The sequence below is a fragment of the Actinorhabdospora filicis genome (assembly GCF_030269765.1).
In the GTDB taxonomy this organism is placed as follows: Bacteria; Actinomycetota; Actinomycetes; order Mycobacteriales; family Micromonosporaceae; genus Actinorhabdospora; species Actinorhabdospora filicis.
The window spans coordinates 309,488-326,512 of the sequence record NZ_BSTX01000001.1; the positions used below are offsets into that span (position 1 = coordinate 309,488).

Annotated in this window: 16 protein-coding genes and 1 tRNA gene; 14 read left to right on the top strand and 3 right to left on the bottom strand. The window is 74.0% G+C overall.

Annotation, left to right across the window (positions count from 1 at the left end; all coding sequences use genetic code 11):
• The first annotated feature begins 7 nt into the window (after positions 1 to 7).
• Positions 8 to 640 (top strand): MBL fold metallo-hydrolase, encoded by a 633-nt coding sequence (locus QSK10_RS01465; RefSeq protein ID WP_285660720.1) that lies wholly within the window; start codon positions 8 to 10, stop codon positions 638 to 640.
• Complete coding sequence (locus QSK10_RS01470) at positions 640 to 1,305, top strand: phosphotransferase (protein ID WP_285660721.1); 666 nt, start codon at positions 640 to 642, stop codon at positions 1,303 to 1,305. Before QSK10_RS01465 ends, QSK10_RS01470 begins: the two co-directional genes overlap by 1 nt.
• On the opposite strand, the gene QSK10_RS01475 is transcribed toward QSK10_RS01470, so the two are convergent.
• On the bottom strand, positions 1,299 to 2,093 hold the full coding sequence (locus QSK10_RS01475; protein WP_285660722.1) for an HAD family hydrolase: 795 nt from the start codon (positions 2,091 to 2,093) through the stop codon (positions 1,299 to 1,301). The genes QSK10_RS01470 and QSK10_RS01475 overlap by 7 nt on opposite strands.
• A 78-nt stretch (positions 2,094 to 2,171) precedes the next feature.
• Between QSK10_RS01475 and QSK10_RS01480 the strand changes: the two genes are divergently transcribed.
• Positions 2,172 to 3,710, top strand: a complete 1,539-nt coding sequence (locus QSK10_RS01480; RefSeq protein WP_285660723.1) for a gamma-glutamyltransferase family protein — start codon at positions 2,172 to 2,174, stop codon at positions 3,708 to 3,710.
• On the opposite strand, the gene QSK10_RS01485 is transcribed toward QSK10_RS01480, so the two are convergent.
• Positions 3,704 to 4,207 carry a GbsR/MarR family transcriptional regulator gene (locus QSK10_RS01485; protein WP_285660724.1) on the bottom strand — a complete coding sequence of 168 codons (504 nt, stop codon included), beginning with the start codon at positions 4,205 to 4,207 and terminating at the stop codon, positions 3,704 to 3,706. The two genes, QSK10_RS01480 and QSK10_RS01485, sit on opposite strands and share 7 nt — an antisense overlap.
• Before the next feature lie 134 nt (positions 4,208 to 4,341).
• Here QSK10_RS01485 and QSK10_RS01490 point away from each other — a divergent pair, with 134 nt between their 5' ends.
• The 9 genes from QSK10_RS01490 (at position 4,342) to QSK10_RS01530 (ending at position 12,724) form a co-directional block, all read left to right on the top strand.
• Positions 4,342 to 5,265 (top strand): ABC transporter ATP-binding protein, encoded by a 924-nt coding sequence (locus QSK10_RS01490; protein WP_285660725.1) that lies wholly within the window; start codon positions 4,342 to 4,344, stop codon positions 5,263 to 5,265.
• Positions 5,262 to 6,854, top strand: a complete 1,593-nt coding sequence (locus QSK10_RS01495) for an ABC transporter permease (protein WP_285660726.1) — start codon at positions 5,262 to 5,264, stop codon at positions 6,852 to 6,854. The genes QSK10_RS01490 and QSK10_RS01495 overlap by 4 nt, the downstream gene beginning before the upstream one ends.
• Before the next feature lie 113 nt (positions 6,855 to 6,967).
• Positions 6,968 to 7,039: transfer RNA gene (locus QSK10_RS01500), tRNA-Val, on the top strand.
• A 260-nt stretch (positions 7,040 to 7,299) separates the two neighbouring features.
• Positions 7,300 to 8,310 (top strand): TerC/Alx family metal homeostasis membrane protein, encoded by a 1,011-nt coding sequence (locus tag QSK10_RS01505; protein WP_285660727.1) that lies wholly within the window; start codon positions 7,300 to 7,302, stop codon positions 8,308 to 8,310.
• Positions 8,311 to 8,457: 147 nt separating this feature from the next.
• The gene (locus tag QSK10_RS01510) at positions 8,458 to 9,543 is read left to right on the top strand and encodes an S-(hydroxymethyl)mycothiol dehydrogenase (protein ID WP_285660728.1); all 1,086 of its coding nucleotides are present in this window, start codon (positions 8,458 to 8,460) and stop codon (positions 9,541 to 9,543) included.
• The gene (locus tag QSK10_RS01515) at positions 9,540 to 10,169 is read left to right on the top strand and encodes an MBL fold metallo-hydrolase (RefSeq protein WP_285660729.1); all 630 of its coding nucleotides are present in this window, start codon (positions 9,540 to 9,542) and stop codon (positions 10,167 to 10,169) included. Before QSK10_RS01510 ends, QSK10_RS01515 begins: the two co-directional genes overlap by 4 nt.
• 73 nt (positions 10,170 to 10,242) lie before the next feature.
• Entirely contained in the window at positions 10,243 to 10,782 is a 540-nt protein-coding gene (atpF, locus tag QSK10_RS01520) for a F0F1 ATP synthase subunit B (protein ID WP_285660730.1), read from the top strand.
• Positions 10,783 to 10,887: 105 nt separating this feature from the next.
• Positions 10,888 to 11,367, top strand: a complete 480-nt coding sequence (locus tag QSK10_RS01525) for a MarR family winged helix-turn-helix transcriptional regulator (protein ID WP_285660731.1) — start codon at positions 10,888 to 10,890, stop codon at positions 11,365 to 11,367.
• Between the two features lie 46 nt (positions 11,368 to 11,413).
• Positions 11,414 to 12,724 carry an FAD-dependent oxidoreductase gene (locus QSK10_RS01530; protein ID WP_285660732.1) on the top strand — a complete coding sequence of 437 codons (1,311 nt, stop codon included), beginning with the start codon at positions 11,414 to 11,416 and terminating at the stop codon, positions 12,722 to 12,724.
• 4 nt (positions 12,725 to 12,728) lie between these two features.
• Here QSK10_RS01530 and QSK10_RS01535 read toward each other — a convergent pair whose 3' ends face one another.
• On the bottom strand, positions 12,729 to 13,478 hold the full coding sequence (locus tag QSK10_RS01535) for an AraC family transcriptional regulator (protein WP_285660733.1): 750 nt from the start codon (positions 13,476 to 13,478) through the stop codon (positions 12,729 to 12,731).
• A gap of 93 nt (positions 13,479 to 13,571) precedes the next feature.
• On the opposite strand from QSK10_RS01535, the gene QSK10_RS01540 reads away from it, so the two are divergent.
• Both QSK10_RS01540 and QSK10_RS01545 read left to right on the top strand, forming a co-directional pair.
• Complete coding sequence (locus QSK10_RS01540; RefSeq protein WP_285660734.1) at positions 13,572 to 15,248, top strand: ABC transporter ATP-binding protein; 1,677 nt, start codon at positions 13,572 to 13,574, stop codon at positions 15,246 to 15,248.
• Complete coding sequence (locus QSK10_RS01545; RefSeq protein ID WP_285660735.1) at positions 15,245 to 17,005, top strand: ABC transporter ATP-binding protein; 1,761 nt, start codon at positions 15,245 to 15,247, stop codon at positions 17,003 to 17,005. Before QSK10_RS01540 ends, QSK10_RS01545 begins: the two co-directional genes overlap by 4 nt.
• Positions 17,006 to 17,025: the final 20 nt, after the last annotated feature.

Sequence of the window (17,025 nt, forward strand, 5' to 3'; positions counted from 1 at the left end):
GTCGCGCATGTTGCTGACCAAGTACACACACGCGGCCGTCCGCGTCGAAGAGGGCGGGCGCGCGATCTTCGTGGACCCGGGCATCTGGACCGAACCGGGCGCGCTGGACGGCGCCGAGGCGATCCTGATCAGCCACGTCCACAATGACCACATGAGCGCCGAGCTCATCGCCGAAGCCGCCGGGAAGAACCCGGACCTGCGCGTCTACGGTCCCGCCGAGGCCCTGGCGCACCTGGACCTCGGCGAGCGCGCGGTCGCGGTGGAGGCGGGCGAGTCCTTCGAGGCGGCGGGGATGACGGTCTCGGCGCACGGCGGGCGGCACGCGCACATCTGGGAGGAGCTGCCGGACGTGGCCAACCTCGGCTACCTGGTCGGCGGGCGCGTGTACGTGCCGGGCGATTCGCTGGTGCCGCCGGGGGTGGACGTGGAGGTGCTGTTCGTGCCGATCCACGGGTCGTGGATGAAGATCGGGGAGGCCATCGCGTTCGCGCGGGAGGTGAAGCCGGAGCGGGCGCATCCGATCCACGACGCGCAGATGAGCCCGGAGCGGGGCTGGCACAGCGCCGACGCGTGGCTGACGCGCGCCTCGGAGACCGCCTACTCGCGCCTGGCGTTCGGTGTGGCGGAGGACCTGGGCTGATGGAGCTGATCGGGAGGGGCCGCGACGCCGACGTCTTCGCCCTCGATGAGCGGCGGGTCCTGCGCCGCTACCGCGAGGGCGGGGACACCGAGCCGGAGGCGCGGCTGATGACCTACCTGCGCTCGCACGGGTATCCGGTCCCGGAGGTCTTCGAGGCGGCGGGCCCGGACATGGTGATGGAGCGCGTGGACGGGGTGACGCTGACGCGGGCGGCGCTGCGGCGGGTGTGGAATCCGGGCCGGCCGGGGAAGGTCCTCGGTGAGCTGCACAACCGGCTGCACGCGATCCCGGCGCCGGACTGGCTGCCGCGCCTGCCGGAGGGCGGGGACCGGGTGGTGCACCTGGACCTGCATCCGGAGAACGTGATGGTGACCGCCGCCGGGCCGGTGGTGATCGACTGGCGCAACGCGATGGCGGGCGCGCCGCAGGCCGACATCGCGATGGTGGTCGTGCTGTTCAAGGCGATGACGCCGCCGCTGCCGTGGGCGGCGCGCAAGGCCGTCGACGTGCTCAAGGCGCCGTTGCTGGCGCGGTTCCTGATCACGACGCGGGAGCATGAGCTGAGCGAGGAGCACATCGCGAGCGCGGTGGTGGCCAAGCTGCGCGACCCGAACGTCGGGCCGGGCGAGCGGGTGAAGCTGGAGCGGATCCTGGCGGCTCAGTAGAGGGTCTCCAGGACGGCGGCCACCCCGTCCTCGGCGCAGGCCGGGGCGTGGTGAACGGTCGCCGCGCGCACGTCGGGGTGGGCGTCGCCCATCGCGTAGCCGCGTCCGGCCCATTCGAGCATGGGGATGTCGTTGGGCATGTCGCCGAAGGCGATGACGTCGGCGGGGGTGAGTCCGTGTTCGGCGCAGAGGGCGGCGAGGGTGGTGGCCTTGGTGACGCCGGCGGCGCTGATCTCCAGGAGCCCGCGCCCGCCGGAGTGGCTGACGACCACGTCGGGCGGGGCGACGGCGAGGGCGGCGGCGAGCATGTCGTCGGCGTGGTGGGCGGTGCTGTGCGCGAGGAGTTTGACGATGGGGTGGGCGGTGGCCCACACGTCGTCGATGGCCCTGACGTGGCGGGTGCTGTCGCCGACGCTGTCGCGGCGGGTGTAGCCGGGCCCGGCGACGACCTCGAAGCCGGTCTCGACGCCGAAGCCGACCCCGGGGACGACGGCGGCGACGGCTTCGGCGGCCTTGCGGGCGGTGGGGACGGTGAGGGCGCGGGTCGACACGACGCGGTCGGCGGCGAGGTCGTGGACGAGGGCGCCGTTGGCGCAGATCGCCAGGTCGCAGTGGGCGGCCAGGCCCATGTCGGCGAGCGCGCGGGGCGGGCGGGCGGTGACGGCGGCGACGAGGGTCCCGGCGGCGCGGGCGGCGCGGAGGGCGGCGATGGTGCGCGGGGAGAGGGTGTGGTCGGCGCGCAGGAGGGTGCCGTCGAGGTCGGTGGCGATGAGGCGGGGGCTCGTCATCGGCCGATTCTGCCCGAGGCGCGGGGCGCGGCGGCGGGTGGCTTCCGGTGCGGTGATCGAGGCCCTAGGGTGTTGCGGGTGACCGTCTACGCCCCTGCCGCCATGGTCTGCGCCGCCGATCAGCTCGCCGCTCAGGCGGGCGTGTCCGCCTTGCGGGCGGGTGGTTCGGCGGCCGATGCCGCGCTCGCGGCCAACGCCGTCCTGTCGGTGACCTCGCCGCATCTGTGCGGGATGGGCGGTGACCTGTTCGCGCTGGTGCACCAGCGGGCGGGGGCGCCGGTGGCGCTGAACGCGTCGGGGCGGGCGGGTTCGGGGGCCGATCCGGCGCGGTTGCGCGCGGAGGGGCACGCGGTGATGCCGTTGCACGGCGACGTGCGGGCGGTGACGGTGCCGGGTTGCGTGGACGGGTGGGCGGAGCTGCACGCGCGGTTCGGGCGGCTGCCGCTGCCGGTGCTGTTCGCCGACGCGATCCGGTATGCCGAGGAGGGTTTCCCGGCCTCGCCGCTGCTGGTGGCCGCGCTGCCCCGGGTCGCCGGGGCGGAGGGCGCGGCCGACCTGCTGAGCGCGACGCATCCGGGCGCGCGCGTGCGGCGTCCGGGGGTGGCGCGGACGCTGCGGGCGATCGCCGAGGGCGGCCGGGAGGCGTTCTACGGGGGCGAGTTCGGGCGCGGCCTGCTGCGGGTGGGCGGCGGCGAGTTCGCCGAGGCGGACCTGAAGCCGGTCGCGGGGTGGGTGGAGCCACTGGGGCGGCGGGTGTTCGGGCACGACGTGTGGACGATCCCGGCGAACTCGCAGGGCTACCTGACGTTGCTGGGCCTGGCCGTCGCCGAGGGCCTGGGCCTGCCCCGGGACGCCTCGGCGGCCGACTGGGCGCATCTGCTGGTGGAGTCGGCGCGCGTCGCCGGGCACGACCGCCCCGACGCGCTGCACGAGGACGCCGACCTGGCGGCGCTGCTGACGGACGCGGCGGTGGCCGCGCGGCGGGACCTGGTCCGGCGCGACCGGCGGGCGGAGCTGGCCGACCTGACCACGCCGGGCGGGACGACGTACCTGTGCGCGGTCGACGGCGAGGGCACGGGGGTGTCGCTGATCCAGTCGAACGCGTCGGGTTTCGGTTCGGGGCTGTTCGAGCCGTCGACGGGGATCGGCCTGCACAACCGGGGACTCGGGTTCAACCTCGTCGAGGGGCATCCGGCGGAGTACCGGCCGGGCCGCCGTCCCCCGCACACGCTCGCCCCGGCGCTGGTCACGCGCCCGGACGGGTCGCTGCGGGCGGTGCTGGGCACGCAGGGCGGGGACGCGCAGCCGCAGGCGCTGCTGCAGATCCTGGCGCGGCTGCTGTACCTGGGCGAGACGCCCGGGGCGGCGATGGCGGCGCCGCGCTGGCGGATCGCCTCGGGCACCGGCTTCGACACGTGGGCCGACGCGGGCGCGCCGGTCGAGCTGGAGGCCGCCGCGCCGGGCGCGTGGGACGGGCTGGCCGCGCGCGGGCACACCGTCCGGCGCGTGGACGACGGCAGGTACGGCCACGCCAACCTCATCGAGATCGGCGAGGACGGGACGCGCGGCGGCGCGGCCGACCCGCGCGCGCTGATCGGCGCCGCGTCCGGCTACTGAGCCGCGTCGAGACCCTTCTTGGCCCTGTCCTCTTTATGGCGTGCCCAGGCGTCCAGGACGCCGGGCAGCTCGCGGTGCACGAACTCGAAGTACTCGGCCGAGTCGGACATGCGCTTGCCCGCCGGGCTGCCCGCGCCGACGATCGCCGCGCCCTCGCGCAGGTTCGCCGCCCACATGCGCAGGATCGCGTCGCGGCGGCGCAGCAGGGAGTCCCAGATGTCGTCGTAGAGGCGGAAGACGTCGCGGCGGGAGCCGGGCTCGCGGTCCCTGCGGATCATGTCGACCTGGGTGAGGTAGCGGACCGCGCCGCTGATGGCGGCCGGGCTGGCCTGGAGGGTCTCGGCGAGCTCGGCGGCGGTGAGGCTGCCCCCGTCGGTGACCAGGAGCGCGGCGAAGACCCGCGCGGGCATGCGGGCCATGCCCGCGGCGACCAGGTTGGAGGCGAAGCCCTCCGCGTACTCGCGGATCGCCCGCTCATCGCGCGGCGTGTCGTTCATCGCGTCCATGGTCGCCCTCTTCCAGGTGGTCCGGAGCGGCAAGGCTAGCCGATTGACGAATTCTTGACGCTCCGGAAGTTTTTAAAGCATCGCCAACTTTCACAAAATTGTGAATCAAGCGTATCGTCGAAAACATGGAAACGGCCATCTCGATGACCGACGTGCACAAGCACTTCGGCCGTACCCACGCCCTCGACGGGCTGGACCTGTCCGTGCGCACCGGCGAGGTGCACGGCTTCCTCGGCCCCAACGGCGCCGGGAAGTCCACCACGATCCGCGTCCTCCTCGGCCTCCTGCGGGCCGACTCCGGCAAGGCGACCCTCCTGGGCGGGGACCCGTGGCGCGACGCCACGTCCCTGCACCGGCGGCTCGCCTACGTCTCCGGCGACGTCACCCTCTGGCCCGCGCTGTCCGGCGGGGAGATCATCGACCTCCTCGGGCGCCTGCGCGGCGGCCTCAACGTCAAACGCCGCCAAGAGCTCATCGAGCGCTTCGAACTCGACCCCCGCAAGAAGGCCCGCACCTACTCCAAGGGCAACCGGCAGAAGGTCGGCCTCATCGCCGCGCTCGCCAGCGACGTCGAGCTGCTGCTCCTGGACGAGCCCACCTCCGGGCTCGACCCGCTCATGGAGGCGGTGTTCCAGGAGTGCGTCAACGAGGAACGCCGCGCCGGGCGCACCGTCCTGCTCTCCAGCCACATCCTCGCCGAGGTCGAGTCCCTGTGCGACCGGGTGAGCATCATCCGCAAGGGCCGCGTCGTGGAGACCGGCACGCTCGCCGAGCTGCGGCACCTGACGCGCACCTCCATCACCGCCGAGCTCACCGCCGAGCCCGGCGACCTGGCCGCGCTGCCCGGCGTCCACGACCTGCGGACCGAGGGCGCGCACGTGACCTTCGAGGTCGACACCAGCCGCATCGACGGCGCGCTCAAGGCCCTCACCGCCGTCGGCGTGCGCAGCCTCACCAGCCGCCCGCCGACGCTGGAGGAGCTCTTCCTGCGCCACTACGAGGACGAGCTGAAGCCCGGCCCCGCCGAGGACGGAGCGTCCACGTCATGAACTTCGCCGGAACCTGGTCGCTGGTCCGCCTGGCGCTGCGCCGGGACCGGATCCTGCTGCCGGTGTGGCTGATCGCGTTCGCGCTGATCCTCCAGTCGGCGGTGGCGACCTTCACCAAGCTGTACGACACGGCCCAGGAACGCGCCGAACTGGCCGCGTCGGTGGCGTCGAACCCGACCTTCGAGGCCCTCTACGGGCCCCTCTACGGCGACTCCACCGGGGCGTTCCTGTCCTGGCGGTACGGGACCACCATCGGGGTGTTCGCCGCGCTGATGAGCCTGCTCATCGCCGTGCGGCACACCCGCGCCGAAGAGGAGACCGGCCGCCTGGAACTCGTGCGCGCCGGAGTCGTGGGACGCCTCGCGCCGCTCACCTCGTCCCTGATCACCGTCTACCTGGCCAACCTCGTCCTGTTCGCGCTCACCGCCGCCATCACCGCCGGCGGCGGCCTCGACGGGGCGGGCTCGATCGCCTTCGCGTTCCAGATCACCGTCAACGGCGTGGTCTTCGGGACCCTCGCCGGGCTCACCGCGCAGATCACCGAGTCGGCGCGCTTCGCCAGCGGCCTCGCCGGGCTCGCCCTCGGCGGGTGCTACCTGCTGCGCGCCGTCGGCGACACCGGTGGCCCCGCCTGGCTGTCGTGGCTGTCCCCCATCGGGTGGGCACTGCGGCTGCGGCCCTTCGAGGAGAACGCCTGGTGGGTCCTCGGGCTCTTCGCCGCGCTCACCGCCGTCCTGCTCACCGGCGCCTACTCGCTGCAACGCCGCCGCGACTTCGGCGCCGGGCTCGTCGCACCCCGCCCCGGGCCCGCCACCGCCAGACCCTCACTGCGGACGCCCCTCGCGCTGGCCTGGCGCCTCCAGCGCGGGCTGCTCCTCGGCTGGGTGATCGGCTTCGTGTTGCTCGGCGCGGTCTTCGGCGGCGCCGCCAACGGCGTCGAGGACATCTTCGACTCCAACCCGCAGCTCATGGAGGTACTCGAACGCCTCGACCAGGGCTCCATCATCGACATCTACATGACCATGATCATGGGCATCACCGCCCTCATCGTGTCCGTGTACAGCATCCAGGCGACCCTCCGGCTGCGCGCCGAGGAGACCGGGCTGCTCGCCGAACCCGTCCTCGCCACCGGCGTCGGGCGCGTCAAGTGGGCCGCCGGCCACCTCGCGTTCGCCGTGATCGGGCCCGCCGTCCTGCTCCTGACCGCCGGGGCCGCCATGGGCCTCGTCTACGGCGCGGCCGTCGGCGACGTCGGCGGCCAGCTCACGTCGAGCCTGCGCAGCTCCGCCGTCCAGCTGCCCGCCGTCTGGGTCCTCACCGGACTCGCCGTCGCGCTGTTCGGGCTCGCGCCCCGCCTCGCCGCGCTCGCCTGGGCCGCCCTGGTGGTCTTCGTCCTGCTCGGCCAGCTCGGGCCGATCCTCCAGCTCGACCAGTGGGCGATGGACCTCTCCCCCTTCACCCACGTCCCCGCGCCATCGGCGTCCACATTCGACGCCGCGCCCCTGCTGTGGCTGCTCGCACTCGCCGCCGCCCTCACCACCGCGGGCCTCACCGGCCTGCGCCGCAGGGACATCGCCAGCGCCGGATGACCCGCCCGGGCCGGGACGTGCGCGAGCGCGGCCCGGCCTGAGCAGGGCCTATCCAGGCCGGGGGTATCCGGTCGAGGACCGCCCCGGGCGTCCGGTACAGTAGTGCCACGTCGGCGCGATTAGCTCAGCGGGAGAGCACTTCGTTCACACCGAAGGGGTCACTGGTTCGATCCCAGTATCGCGCACCGAGAAGTAGCAGGCCGGAGGCCGGTTTCCCCCAGGGAGACCGGCCTTCGCCGTTTCCCCGGGACCGGCGGTGACGTGAGCCGCTCGCCACGTCCTCCCGCACGCGCACCCGCCCACCGCGCTTGATCATCCCTATACTGTGCTGGAGGGGAGTACTTCCCAAGGTCCATCCGGTCAGTACGGTCACCCATGTGACCTCGGGTGGCCGCCCTCCAGGGTGAAGGAGACCTCACGACTTCGTCGTGGAGGTTTTCCGCCCATGTCACCCGTCTCTTCCGTGCTGTCCGCCGGTGCCGCGCCGCCCACGTCCATCGCGACGCCCGCGCTGTGGATCGCCAGCATCGGTGTGCTGCTCGCGCTCCTCGTGCTCGACTTCGCCGTCACGCACAAGCCGCACAAGGTCTCCATGCGGGAGGCCGTGGGGTGGTCGGTGTTCTACCTGGCGCTGCCGTTCTTCTTCGCGCTGTGGCTGTGGACGGCGCACGGCGGCGGGCCGTCGGTGGACTTCCTCACCGGCTTCGTCGTGGAGAAGTCGCTGTCGGTGGACAACCTCTTCGTCTTCATGCTGATCCTGGCCGGGTTCGCCGTGCCGCCGGAGCTGCGGCAGCGGGTGCTGCTGTTCGGCATCGTCGGCGCGCTGGTGCTGCGCGGGATCTTCATCGCGCTCGGCGCGGCGATGCTGGAGGCGGGGACGTGGGCGTTCCTGGTGTTCGGCGCGATCCTGCTGCTCACCGCGGTGAAGATCATGAAGGAGGCCGTCGGCGGGCCCGGGCCCGAGCGCGAGGCCGGCGACATGCGGTCGGTGCGGATACTGCGGCGGGTCATGCCGGTCACCGACGGCTACCGGGGCCTGAAGATGCTGACCCGCGACAAGGGCCGGACGGCGCTGACGCCGCTGGCGGTGGTCGTGTTCACCGTCTTCGCCACCGACATCGTCTTCGCGGTGGACTCCGTGCCGGCCGTGTACGGCATCACCTCCGACCCCTACCTCGTGTTCACCGCCAACGCGTTCGCGCTGCTGGGGCTGCGCGCGCTCTACTTCGTCCTGGAGTCGGCGCTGGGCCGCCTGAAGCACCTCAACCACGGGCTGGCGATCATCCTGGCGTTCATCGGCGTGAAGCTGGTGCTGCACTGGGCGCACGAGTCCTGGCCGGGCGTGCCGACGGTGCCCACGCCGCTGTCGCTGGCCGTGATCGTGGGGGTCCTGGCGACCGTCACGGTGACCAGCCTGCGTTCGGGCCGCAAGGCGGTGGAGGAGAGCCGGGTGTGATCGGTGCCGCGCCGGAGGTCCCGGTCACGGCGATGGCCGCCGTGGCGCCCGGTTCACCGCCGCCGGGACCTCCAGGCGGGCACCGGCCCCTTCCCCACCGGCTCCGGATGCCCGTAAGGTCGAAACCCCGGCCTTAGGGAGACGGCGATGTCACAGAAGGTGCGCGGAGTGGTGGCCCCCGGAAAAGGTGCCCCTGTTCGCCTGGAGACCATCCTGGTGGGCGACCCCGGCCCAGGCGAGGCGCTCGTGCGGGTGCAGGCGTGCGGCGTGTGCCACACCGACCTGCACTACCGCCAGGGCGGCATCAACGACGAGTTCCCGTTCCTGCTCGGGCACGAGGCCGCCGGTGTGGTCGAGGCCGTCGGGCCGGACGTGCGGGACCTCGAACCCGGGGACTTCGTGATCCTGAACTGGCGGGCGGTCTGCGGACGGTGTCGCGCGTGCCGCCGCGGACGCCCCTGGTACTGCTTCGACACCCACAACGCGGCCCAGAAGATGACCCTCGCCGACGGGACGCCGCTGTCGCCCGCGCTCGGGATAGGCGCGTTCGCCGAGAAGACGCTGGTCGCCGCCGGTCAGTGCACCAAGGTCGACCCGACCGCCTCGGCGGCGGTGGCGGGACTCCTCGGCTGCGGCGTGATGGCCGGCTTCGGGGCCGCGCTGAACACCGGGAACGTCTCGCGCGGCGACAGCGTCGCGGTCATCGGCTGCGGCGGCGTCGGCAACGCGGCGGTGGCCGGCGCGCGGCTGGCGGGCGCGGCGAAGATCATCGCCGTCGACATCGACGACCGCAAGCTCACCTGGGCGCGCGGGCTCGGCGCCACCCACACGATCAACGCGCGCCGGCACGACGTGGTCGAGGCCGTCCGCGAGGCCACCGGCGGCTTCGGCGCCGACGTGGTCATCGAGGCCGTCGGCCGTCCCGAGACCTACGAGCAGGCCTTCTACTCCCGCGACCTGGCCGGGACGGTCGTCCTGGTCGGCGTGCCCACGCCCGACATGCGGCTCGACCTGCCGCTGCTGGACGTGTTCGGGCGCGGCGGCGCGCTCAAGTCCTCCTGGTACGGCGACTGCCTGCCCGAACGCGACTTCCCGATGCTGATCGACCTGTACCTCCAGGGCCGCCTCGACCTCGACGCGTTCGTGTCGGAGACCATCACCCTCGACGGCATCGAGGAGGCCTTCGCGCGGATGGAGCGCGGCGAGGTCCTGCGCTCGGTGGTCCTGCTGTGAGCGCGCGGACCGAGCGGGTCGTCACCTCCGGGAAGTTCACCCTCGACGGCGGCAGCTGGGACGTCGACAACAACGTGTGGATCGTCGGCGACGACGCCGAGGTCATCGTCATCGACGCCGCCCACGACGCCGCGGCCATCGCCGCCGCCGTCGCCGGGCGCGCCGTCACCGCGATCGTGTGCACGCACGCCCACGACGACCACGTCAACGCCGCGCCCGCCCTCGCGCGGCTGCTCGGCGCGCCCGTCCTGCTGCACCCCGCCGACCGGGAGCTGTGGGACCTGACCCACCCCGGCCGCGCGCCCGACGGGGAACTCGCCGACGGGCTGGAGCTGCGCGTCGCCGGTACCGTCCTGCGGGTCCTGCACACGCCCGGCCACGCGCCGGGCGCGGTCTGTCTCCACTCCCCCGGCACCGGCGAGGTGTTCACCGGGGACACGCTGTTCCGGGGCGGCCCGGGCGCCACGGGACGGTCCTTCAGCGACTTCCCCACGATCATCGCCTCGATCGGCGAGCGCCTGCTGGGGCTGCCGCCGGAGACGGTCGTGCGCACCGGGCACGGCGACGACACGACCATCGGGGACGAGGCGCCGCACCTGGCGGAGTGGGTGGCGCGGGGGCACTGACTCGAAGCGGGGACACCGCCGGGGGGAAGAACTGTCTACAGTGCACTCATCCCCTTCGACCGGAAGGATCCTCATGACCCTCGCCGACGGCGTCGTCCTCGCCCAGGACAGCCGCGACATCATCAAGCCGGTCTGGACCGAGGTCCTGGTGGCCCTCCTGCTGTTCGGGCTGCTCTGCTTCGTGCTGATGAAGTTCGTCTTCCCGCGCATGGAGGCCACCTTCAAGGCGCGCGCCGACGCCATCGAGGGCGGGCTGGCGCGGGCCGAGCGGACCACGATCGAGGCGAAGGCGGTCCTGGAGCAGTTCCGGGCCGAGATCGCCGCGGCGCGGGCCGAGGCGGCGGTGATCCGGGAGCGGGCGCGCGCCGAGGCCTACGAGATCCGGGCGGAGGTCATGGCCGGGGCCGAGGCCGCGCGGGAGCAGGTGCTCGCCGAGGGGCGGGCGGCCCTGGCGGCCGACCGGGTGGCGGTGCTGGCCGAGCTGCACGGCGTGATCGGGGAGATCGCGGTGGACCTGGCCGGGCGCATCGTCGGGGAGTCGCTGATGGAGGACGCGCGGGCCCGGGGCACCGTCGAGGAGTTCCTGCGTGAGCGGGAGACCGCCCGGGACTGACCCACACGCACACACACGAGGCGCCGGACACACCCGTCCGGCGCCTTTGGCGTACACGGGGAGAAATTACTTGCTTCCATGAAACAACTGACTTATATTTGCTTCATGCAAACAACCAGAGAAGAGGCGGCCCGCCTCTCCGAGACCGTCACCCGCGTCCTGGACGCCGCCCGGCGCGGCCAGGCCCGCGCCTTCGACCCCGTGCGGGTCGGCGTCCTGACCGTCGCGGCCGACCGGGGCCCGCTGCGGGCCGGGGCGATCGCCGAGGAGCTCGACGTGCTCCCGTCGTCGGTCACCCGGCACGTGCAGGCGCTCCAGGACGCCGGGCTGGTCGCCACCCGGACCGATCCGGCCGACAAGCGCGCCTCGCTCATCGAGGCCACCGAGGCCGGGCGCGAGCAGGCCGCGCGGTTCCGCGAGGCCGGGGCCGAGGTCTTCCACGGCGTCATCGCCGACTGGCCGGCGCAGGACGTCGTCCGGCTCACCGAGCTGCTGGAGCGGCTCATCGCGTCCTGGGCGGCCAAGGGCGCCCAGGAGCAGAAGGCCAATCGGTCCGGCAAGCGCTTCGACTGGAGCGAGGGCTAGTCCCTCCCGAGAGCAACCCACCCCCACGGCTCGAAAGGAACCTCCCATGAACGCCTCGTCCCTCCACGTCCTCGTCGTCGGCGGCGGCATCGGCGGCCTCGCCCTCGCCCAGGGCCTGCGGAAGTCCGGTGTGAGCGTCGCCGTCTACGAGCGCGACCTCCACCGCGACGACCGGCTGCAGGGCTACCGCATCCACATCAACCCGCAGGGCAGCCGCGCGCTGCACGAGCTGCTCCCGCCGGAGTCCTTCGCCGCCTTCACCGCCACCGCCGGGCACGGCGGCAACGAGTTCCGCTTCTACGACGAGAAGATGCGCGAGCTGCTGCACCTGGACGAGGCCATCACCACCGGCGGCGCCCGCTCCCCCGAGGACGGCCACCACGGCGTCAGCCGGATCACGCTGCGGCAGGTCCTGCTCGCCGGGCTCGACGGGCACGTGCGCTACGGCAAGCGCTTCGAGCGCTACGAGCGGACCCCGGACGGGCGGGTGACCGCGTTCTTCGAGGACGGCACCAGCGCCACCGGCGACGTGCTCGTCGGCGCCGACGGCGGCAACTCCCGGGTGCGGCGGCAGTATCTGCCGCACGCCCAGCGCGTCCAGACCGGCGTGGTGACCATCGTCGGCAAGTACGCGCTGACGCCGGAGGCCCGCCGGGCGCTGCCCGCCGAGTTCCTGCGGGGACCGGCCAGCGTCATGCCGCCCCGCGACCACGGCATGTTCATCGCCCCGCACGAGTTCGCGCCCGCCGCGGCCGGCGCGATCGGAAGCGACGACCCGGCACTGGCGCCCGGCGCGCTCTTCGACAACACCACGCCCTACGTGTTCTGGGCCTTCGCCGCCAAGCGCGAGGCCTACCGCGCCGGCCGGGCCCTGGAGGACCTCGACGGCGCCGGGCTGCACGACCTGGCGCGGGCCATGACGGCGTCCTGGAGCCCCCGGCTGCGCGCCCTCGTCGAGGGCACCGACACCTCCACGGTCACGCTCATCCCCATCACCACCTCGGTGCCCGTGGACGCCTGGGCGGCCACGAACGTGACGCTGCTCGGCGACGCGATCCACAGCATGACGCCGTTCCGCGGCATCGGCGCCAACACCGCCCTGCGCGACGCCCGCCACCTCCACGACGCCCTCGTCGCCGTCGCCAGGGGCGAGCGCCCGGTGGTCCCGGCGATCGGCGGGTACGAGGAGCGGATGCGGGACTACGGTTTCGCGGCGGTGCGGGCGTCGCTGAAGACGGCGATGATGACGGTCTCGGGCAACCCGGTGGGCCGGTTCTTCGGCAAGACGGCGTTCCGGGCGTTCAACGCGATGCCGGCGGTGAAGCGGAAGGTCTTCGCGGGCTTCGGCGACGCGTAGCCGCTCACCGTTTGAAGTAGGTGCCGGGGGTCTGCCCGGTGGCGCGCTGGAAGGCCTCGACGAACGCGCTGGGCGTGGCGTAGCCGACGCGGCGGGCGACGGAGCCGACGGCGACGCCACGGGCGAGCAGTTCGAGGGCGGCGCGCAGGCGGGCCTGCGCGCGCCAGCGGGTGTAGGTGAGGCCGGTCTGGTCGACGAAGGCGCGGGTGAGGGTGCGGTCGCTGACGTGGAGGCGGGCGGCCCAGTCGCCGAGGCGGTGGGGACGCCCGGGGTCGCGCAGGACCTCCTCGGCCACGGTCCGGGCGCGGGGGTCGCCGGGCATGGGCAGGTCGATGCGGGTGTGCTCCAGCGGGACCATGAGATCGAAAAGGACGGCTTCGGCGTGGTGGCGGGCGGGGGCGGTCAGGCCGGGGGCGCGGAGGTAGCCGATGAGCTCGCGCATGAGCGGGGTCGCGGCCAGGACGGTCGGCGAGGTCCAGCCGACGGCGCTGCGGTCGGCGTCGATGTAGATCCAGTGCCACACGTCGGTGCTGGAGCGGGCGGCGTGCGGGACCCCGGCGGGGACCCACAGGGCGAGGCTGGGGGGCAGGACCCAGTCGCGGTCCTCGGCCTCGATGACCAGGGCGCCCTCGGGCGACCAGAAGACCTGGTGCCGGTCGGCGTGGGAGTGGGTGCCGAAGGACGTGGTCCCGCGCCGCTCCTCGTGGAGGACGGTGATGGCCGCCGGAGGCGCCTCGTGTCCGCTGATCGACATGATGCGTCAGCATACGGTGTTTCCGCCGTCCCGAAAACCTCTTAGGGTCGCCTAAGTCGAACCACCTCGGCATCGGGAGAACCTGGGAGCCCCATGAGTCATCAGTGGACGTCGGGATCGGTGCTGCGGCACGTCCTGCGCGGCCAGCGGCGGCGGGCCGTGCTGGGCACGGTCCTCGCCAGCGGCCATCAGATCGGCGAGGCACTGGTGCCGGTCATGGTGGGCGTGGTCATCGACAAGGCCATCGCCACCGGCGACGTGAGCGCGCTGGTGCTGTGGCTGGCGGTGCTGGCGGGGGTCTTCGCGTGCCTGTCGTACTCCTACCGCTTCTACGCGCGCGTGGCCGTGCGCGGCGTCGAGGAGGCCGCCCACGACCTGCGGACGCGCATCGCGCGGCAGGTCCTCGACCCGCGCGGGGTGGCCGAGGACCGGCTGCCGGGCGCGGTCCTGCGCGTGGCGACCACCGACGCCACCGGCGCCGCCCGGATCCTGCGCGTCATCCCGGCGGTGGCCTCGGCCTTCGGCGCGCTGGGCGTGGCGGTGGTGACGCTGATGTGGACCTCGGTGACGCTGGGGATCCTCGTCGTGGTCGGCGCGATCCCGGTGCTGGCGCTCATGCAGGTCCTCGGGCGGCCGCTGGAGAAGCGGCTGCACGCCGAGCAGGACGCCGCCTCGGCCTCCGCGGGCGTGGCCGCCGACCTGGTCAGTGGACTGCGCGTGCTCAAGGGCGTCGGCGCCGAGGCCGCCGCCGGGGACCGCTACCGGCGGATGAGCCGGGCGAGCCTGACGGCGGCGATGCGCTCGGCGCGCTTCGAGGCCGGTTTCCAGGGCGTGGCCACCCTCATCACCGGCGTGTTCGTGGCCGTGGTCGCGGTGGTCGCCGGGCGCATGGCCGCCGACCGCGCGATCAGCGTCGGCGCGCTCATCGCCACCGTCGGCCTGGCGCAGTTCCTGATCGGGCCGCTGCAGAACATCACCGCGCAGAGCGCGGCCTTCGCCCACGCCCGCGCCTCGGCCCGCCGCGTCGCCGAGACCCTCTCGGCCCCGCACCGCCCCGAAGGCGAAGGGGACTACGGCGGCGCGCGGCACGACGTCGTCCTCGACGGGCTGTCGGCCGGTCCGCTCAAGGGCCTCGACCTCACCGTCGGGCACGGCGAGCTGGTCGGCGTGGCCGCCCTCGACCCCGCCGACGGGGCGGCGGTCCTCGGCGTCCTGGCCGGTGAGCTCGCACCGGACGAGGGACGCGCGCTGGTCGGCGGGCGCGACCTGGCGGGCCTGCGGGCCGCCGAGGCGCGCGCGGCGGTCCTGGTCGCCGCCCACGACGCCGACCTGTTCGACGAGTCGCTCCTCGCCAACGTCGCGCTGCGGCCCGGCGGGCCGGTGGAGGAGGCGATCGCGGCGACCGCGACCGACGACGTCATCGGCGCGCTGCCCGACGGGCGCGACACGCGCGTGGGCGAGCAGGGGCACGCCCTGTCGGGCGGGCAGCGGCAGCGGGTGGCGCTGGCGCGCGCGCTCGCGTCCGGCGCGCCCGTGCTGGCCCTCGACGAACCGACCAGCGCCGTCGACACCGTGACCGAGGCGCGCATCGCGCTCGGGCTGCGGGAGGTCCGCGAGGGCCGCACGACGCTGCTGGTGACCACGAGCCCGACGCTGCTCGCCGCGTGCGACCGCGTCGTGGTGCTGGCGCGGGGCCGCGTGGACGCGCAGGGCGCGCACGCCGAGCTGGCCGCGAACCATGAGGAGTACCGGATGAAGGTGGTGGGATGAGCGCCCAGGGGAATCTGCTGCCGGTGGCCACCGGCCGCGAGTCGTGGCGGACGCTCCGCGCGCTCGCCCGGGCCCGGCGGTGGCCGCTGATCGCGGCGGTCGCCGCGCTGGTCGCCGGGAGCCTGCTGGCGATGCTGACGCCGCTGGTCCTGGGCCGCATCGTGGACCTCGTGGCCGCCGGGAAGGGCGCGGCGGCGATGACGGGACCGGCGGCCGCGCTGGTCGCGGTGGCGATCGGGGCGGCGTTCCTGAAGGCCCTCGGTCAGGTCCTGGTCGCCCGCGTCGGCGAGCCCTCGGTGGCCGAACTGCGCGAGAAGGCCCTGGAAAGGGCCCTGGACCTCGACCTGGAGACGGTGGAGGCCGCCGGGACCGGCGACCTCGTCTCCCGGGTCACCGAGGACATGCAACTGGTCGCCGAGGTCGCCCGCGACATCCTGGCGTACTTCGCGATCTCGCTGCTGACGATCGCGCTGACCGTGGTCGGCCTGGGCGCGCTGGACTGGCGGTTCGCGCTGGCGGGGCTGTGCGCGGTGCCGATCCAGGCGCTCACCGCGCGTTGGTACCTGAAGGCGGCGCCGGAGGTGTACGCCGCCGAGCGGGTGGCGCGCGGCGCGCTGGCGCAGCGGCAGCTCGACTCGATCGGGGGCGCGCGCACCGTCCGCGCCTTCGGGCTGGGCGAGCGGCACCTGGCGGGCGTGGCCGAGGCATCGCGGGCCGCGATCGGGCTGGCGATGCGGGCGGTGCGGACGCAGACGCGCTTCTACGGGCGCCTCAACGGCGCGGAGTTCGTGGGCCTGACCGCGATCCTGATCGTGGGCTTCCTGATGGTGCGCGCCGATATCGCCTCCATCGGCGAGGCGACGGCGGCGGCGCTGCTGTTCATCCGCCTCTTCGACCCGATCAACATCGTGCTGGGCCTGCTGGACGACATCCAGCAGGGCGGCGCGGGCCTGGCCCGGCTGGCCGGCGTCATCGACATGCCCCGCCGCCCGGCGCCGGAGCACCCGCGCGAACCGGCCTCGGCGGCGGTGGAGACCGAGGGCGTCACCTTCGCCTACCGTCCCGGGCACGTCGTCGTGGACGGCGTGGACCTGAGCGTGGCGCCCGGCGAGCGCGTCGCCCTCGTCGGGGCCAGCGGGGCGGGCAAGACGACCCTGGTGAAGCTGATCGGCGGCGTCCACGCGACCGGCGGCGGCGCCGTCCGGCTCGGCGGGGTCCCGCTGGAGGACCTGGACCAGGCGACGCTGCGGCGCACGGTGGCGCTGGTCAGCCAGGAGGTGCACGTGTTCGCCGGGACCGTCGCCGACGACCTGCGGCTGGCCGCGCCGGAGGCCACCGAGGAGCGGCTGTGGGAGGTCCTGACGATGGTCGGCGCCGACGGGTGGGCCACCGCGCTCCCCCACGGCCTGGCGACCGTGGTCGGCGAGGGCGGGCACCGGCTGACGCCCACGCAGGGGCAGCAGCTCGCGCTGGCGCGGCTGGCGCTGGCCGATCCGCCGATCGCGGTCCTGGACGAGGCCACCGCCGAGGCCGGCAGCGCCGGTTCGCGCGAGCTGGAGGCCGCCGCCGCGCGCGTGCTGCGCGGGCGGACCTCCCTCGTCGTCGCCCACCGGCTGAGCCAGGCCGCCGACTCCGACCGGGTCGTGGTCATGGCCGGCGGGCGCGTGGTGGAGCAGGGCCCGCACGAGGAGCTGATCGCCGCCGGTGGCGGGTACGCGCGGCTGTGGGAGGCGTGGCGGGCGCACCGCGCCGAATGAGGGTGTCCACTGTGGAGGTA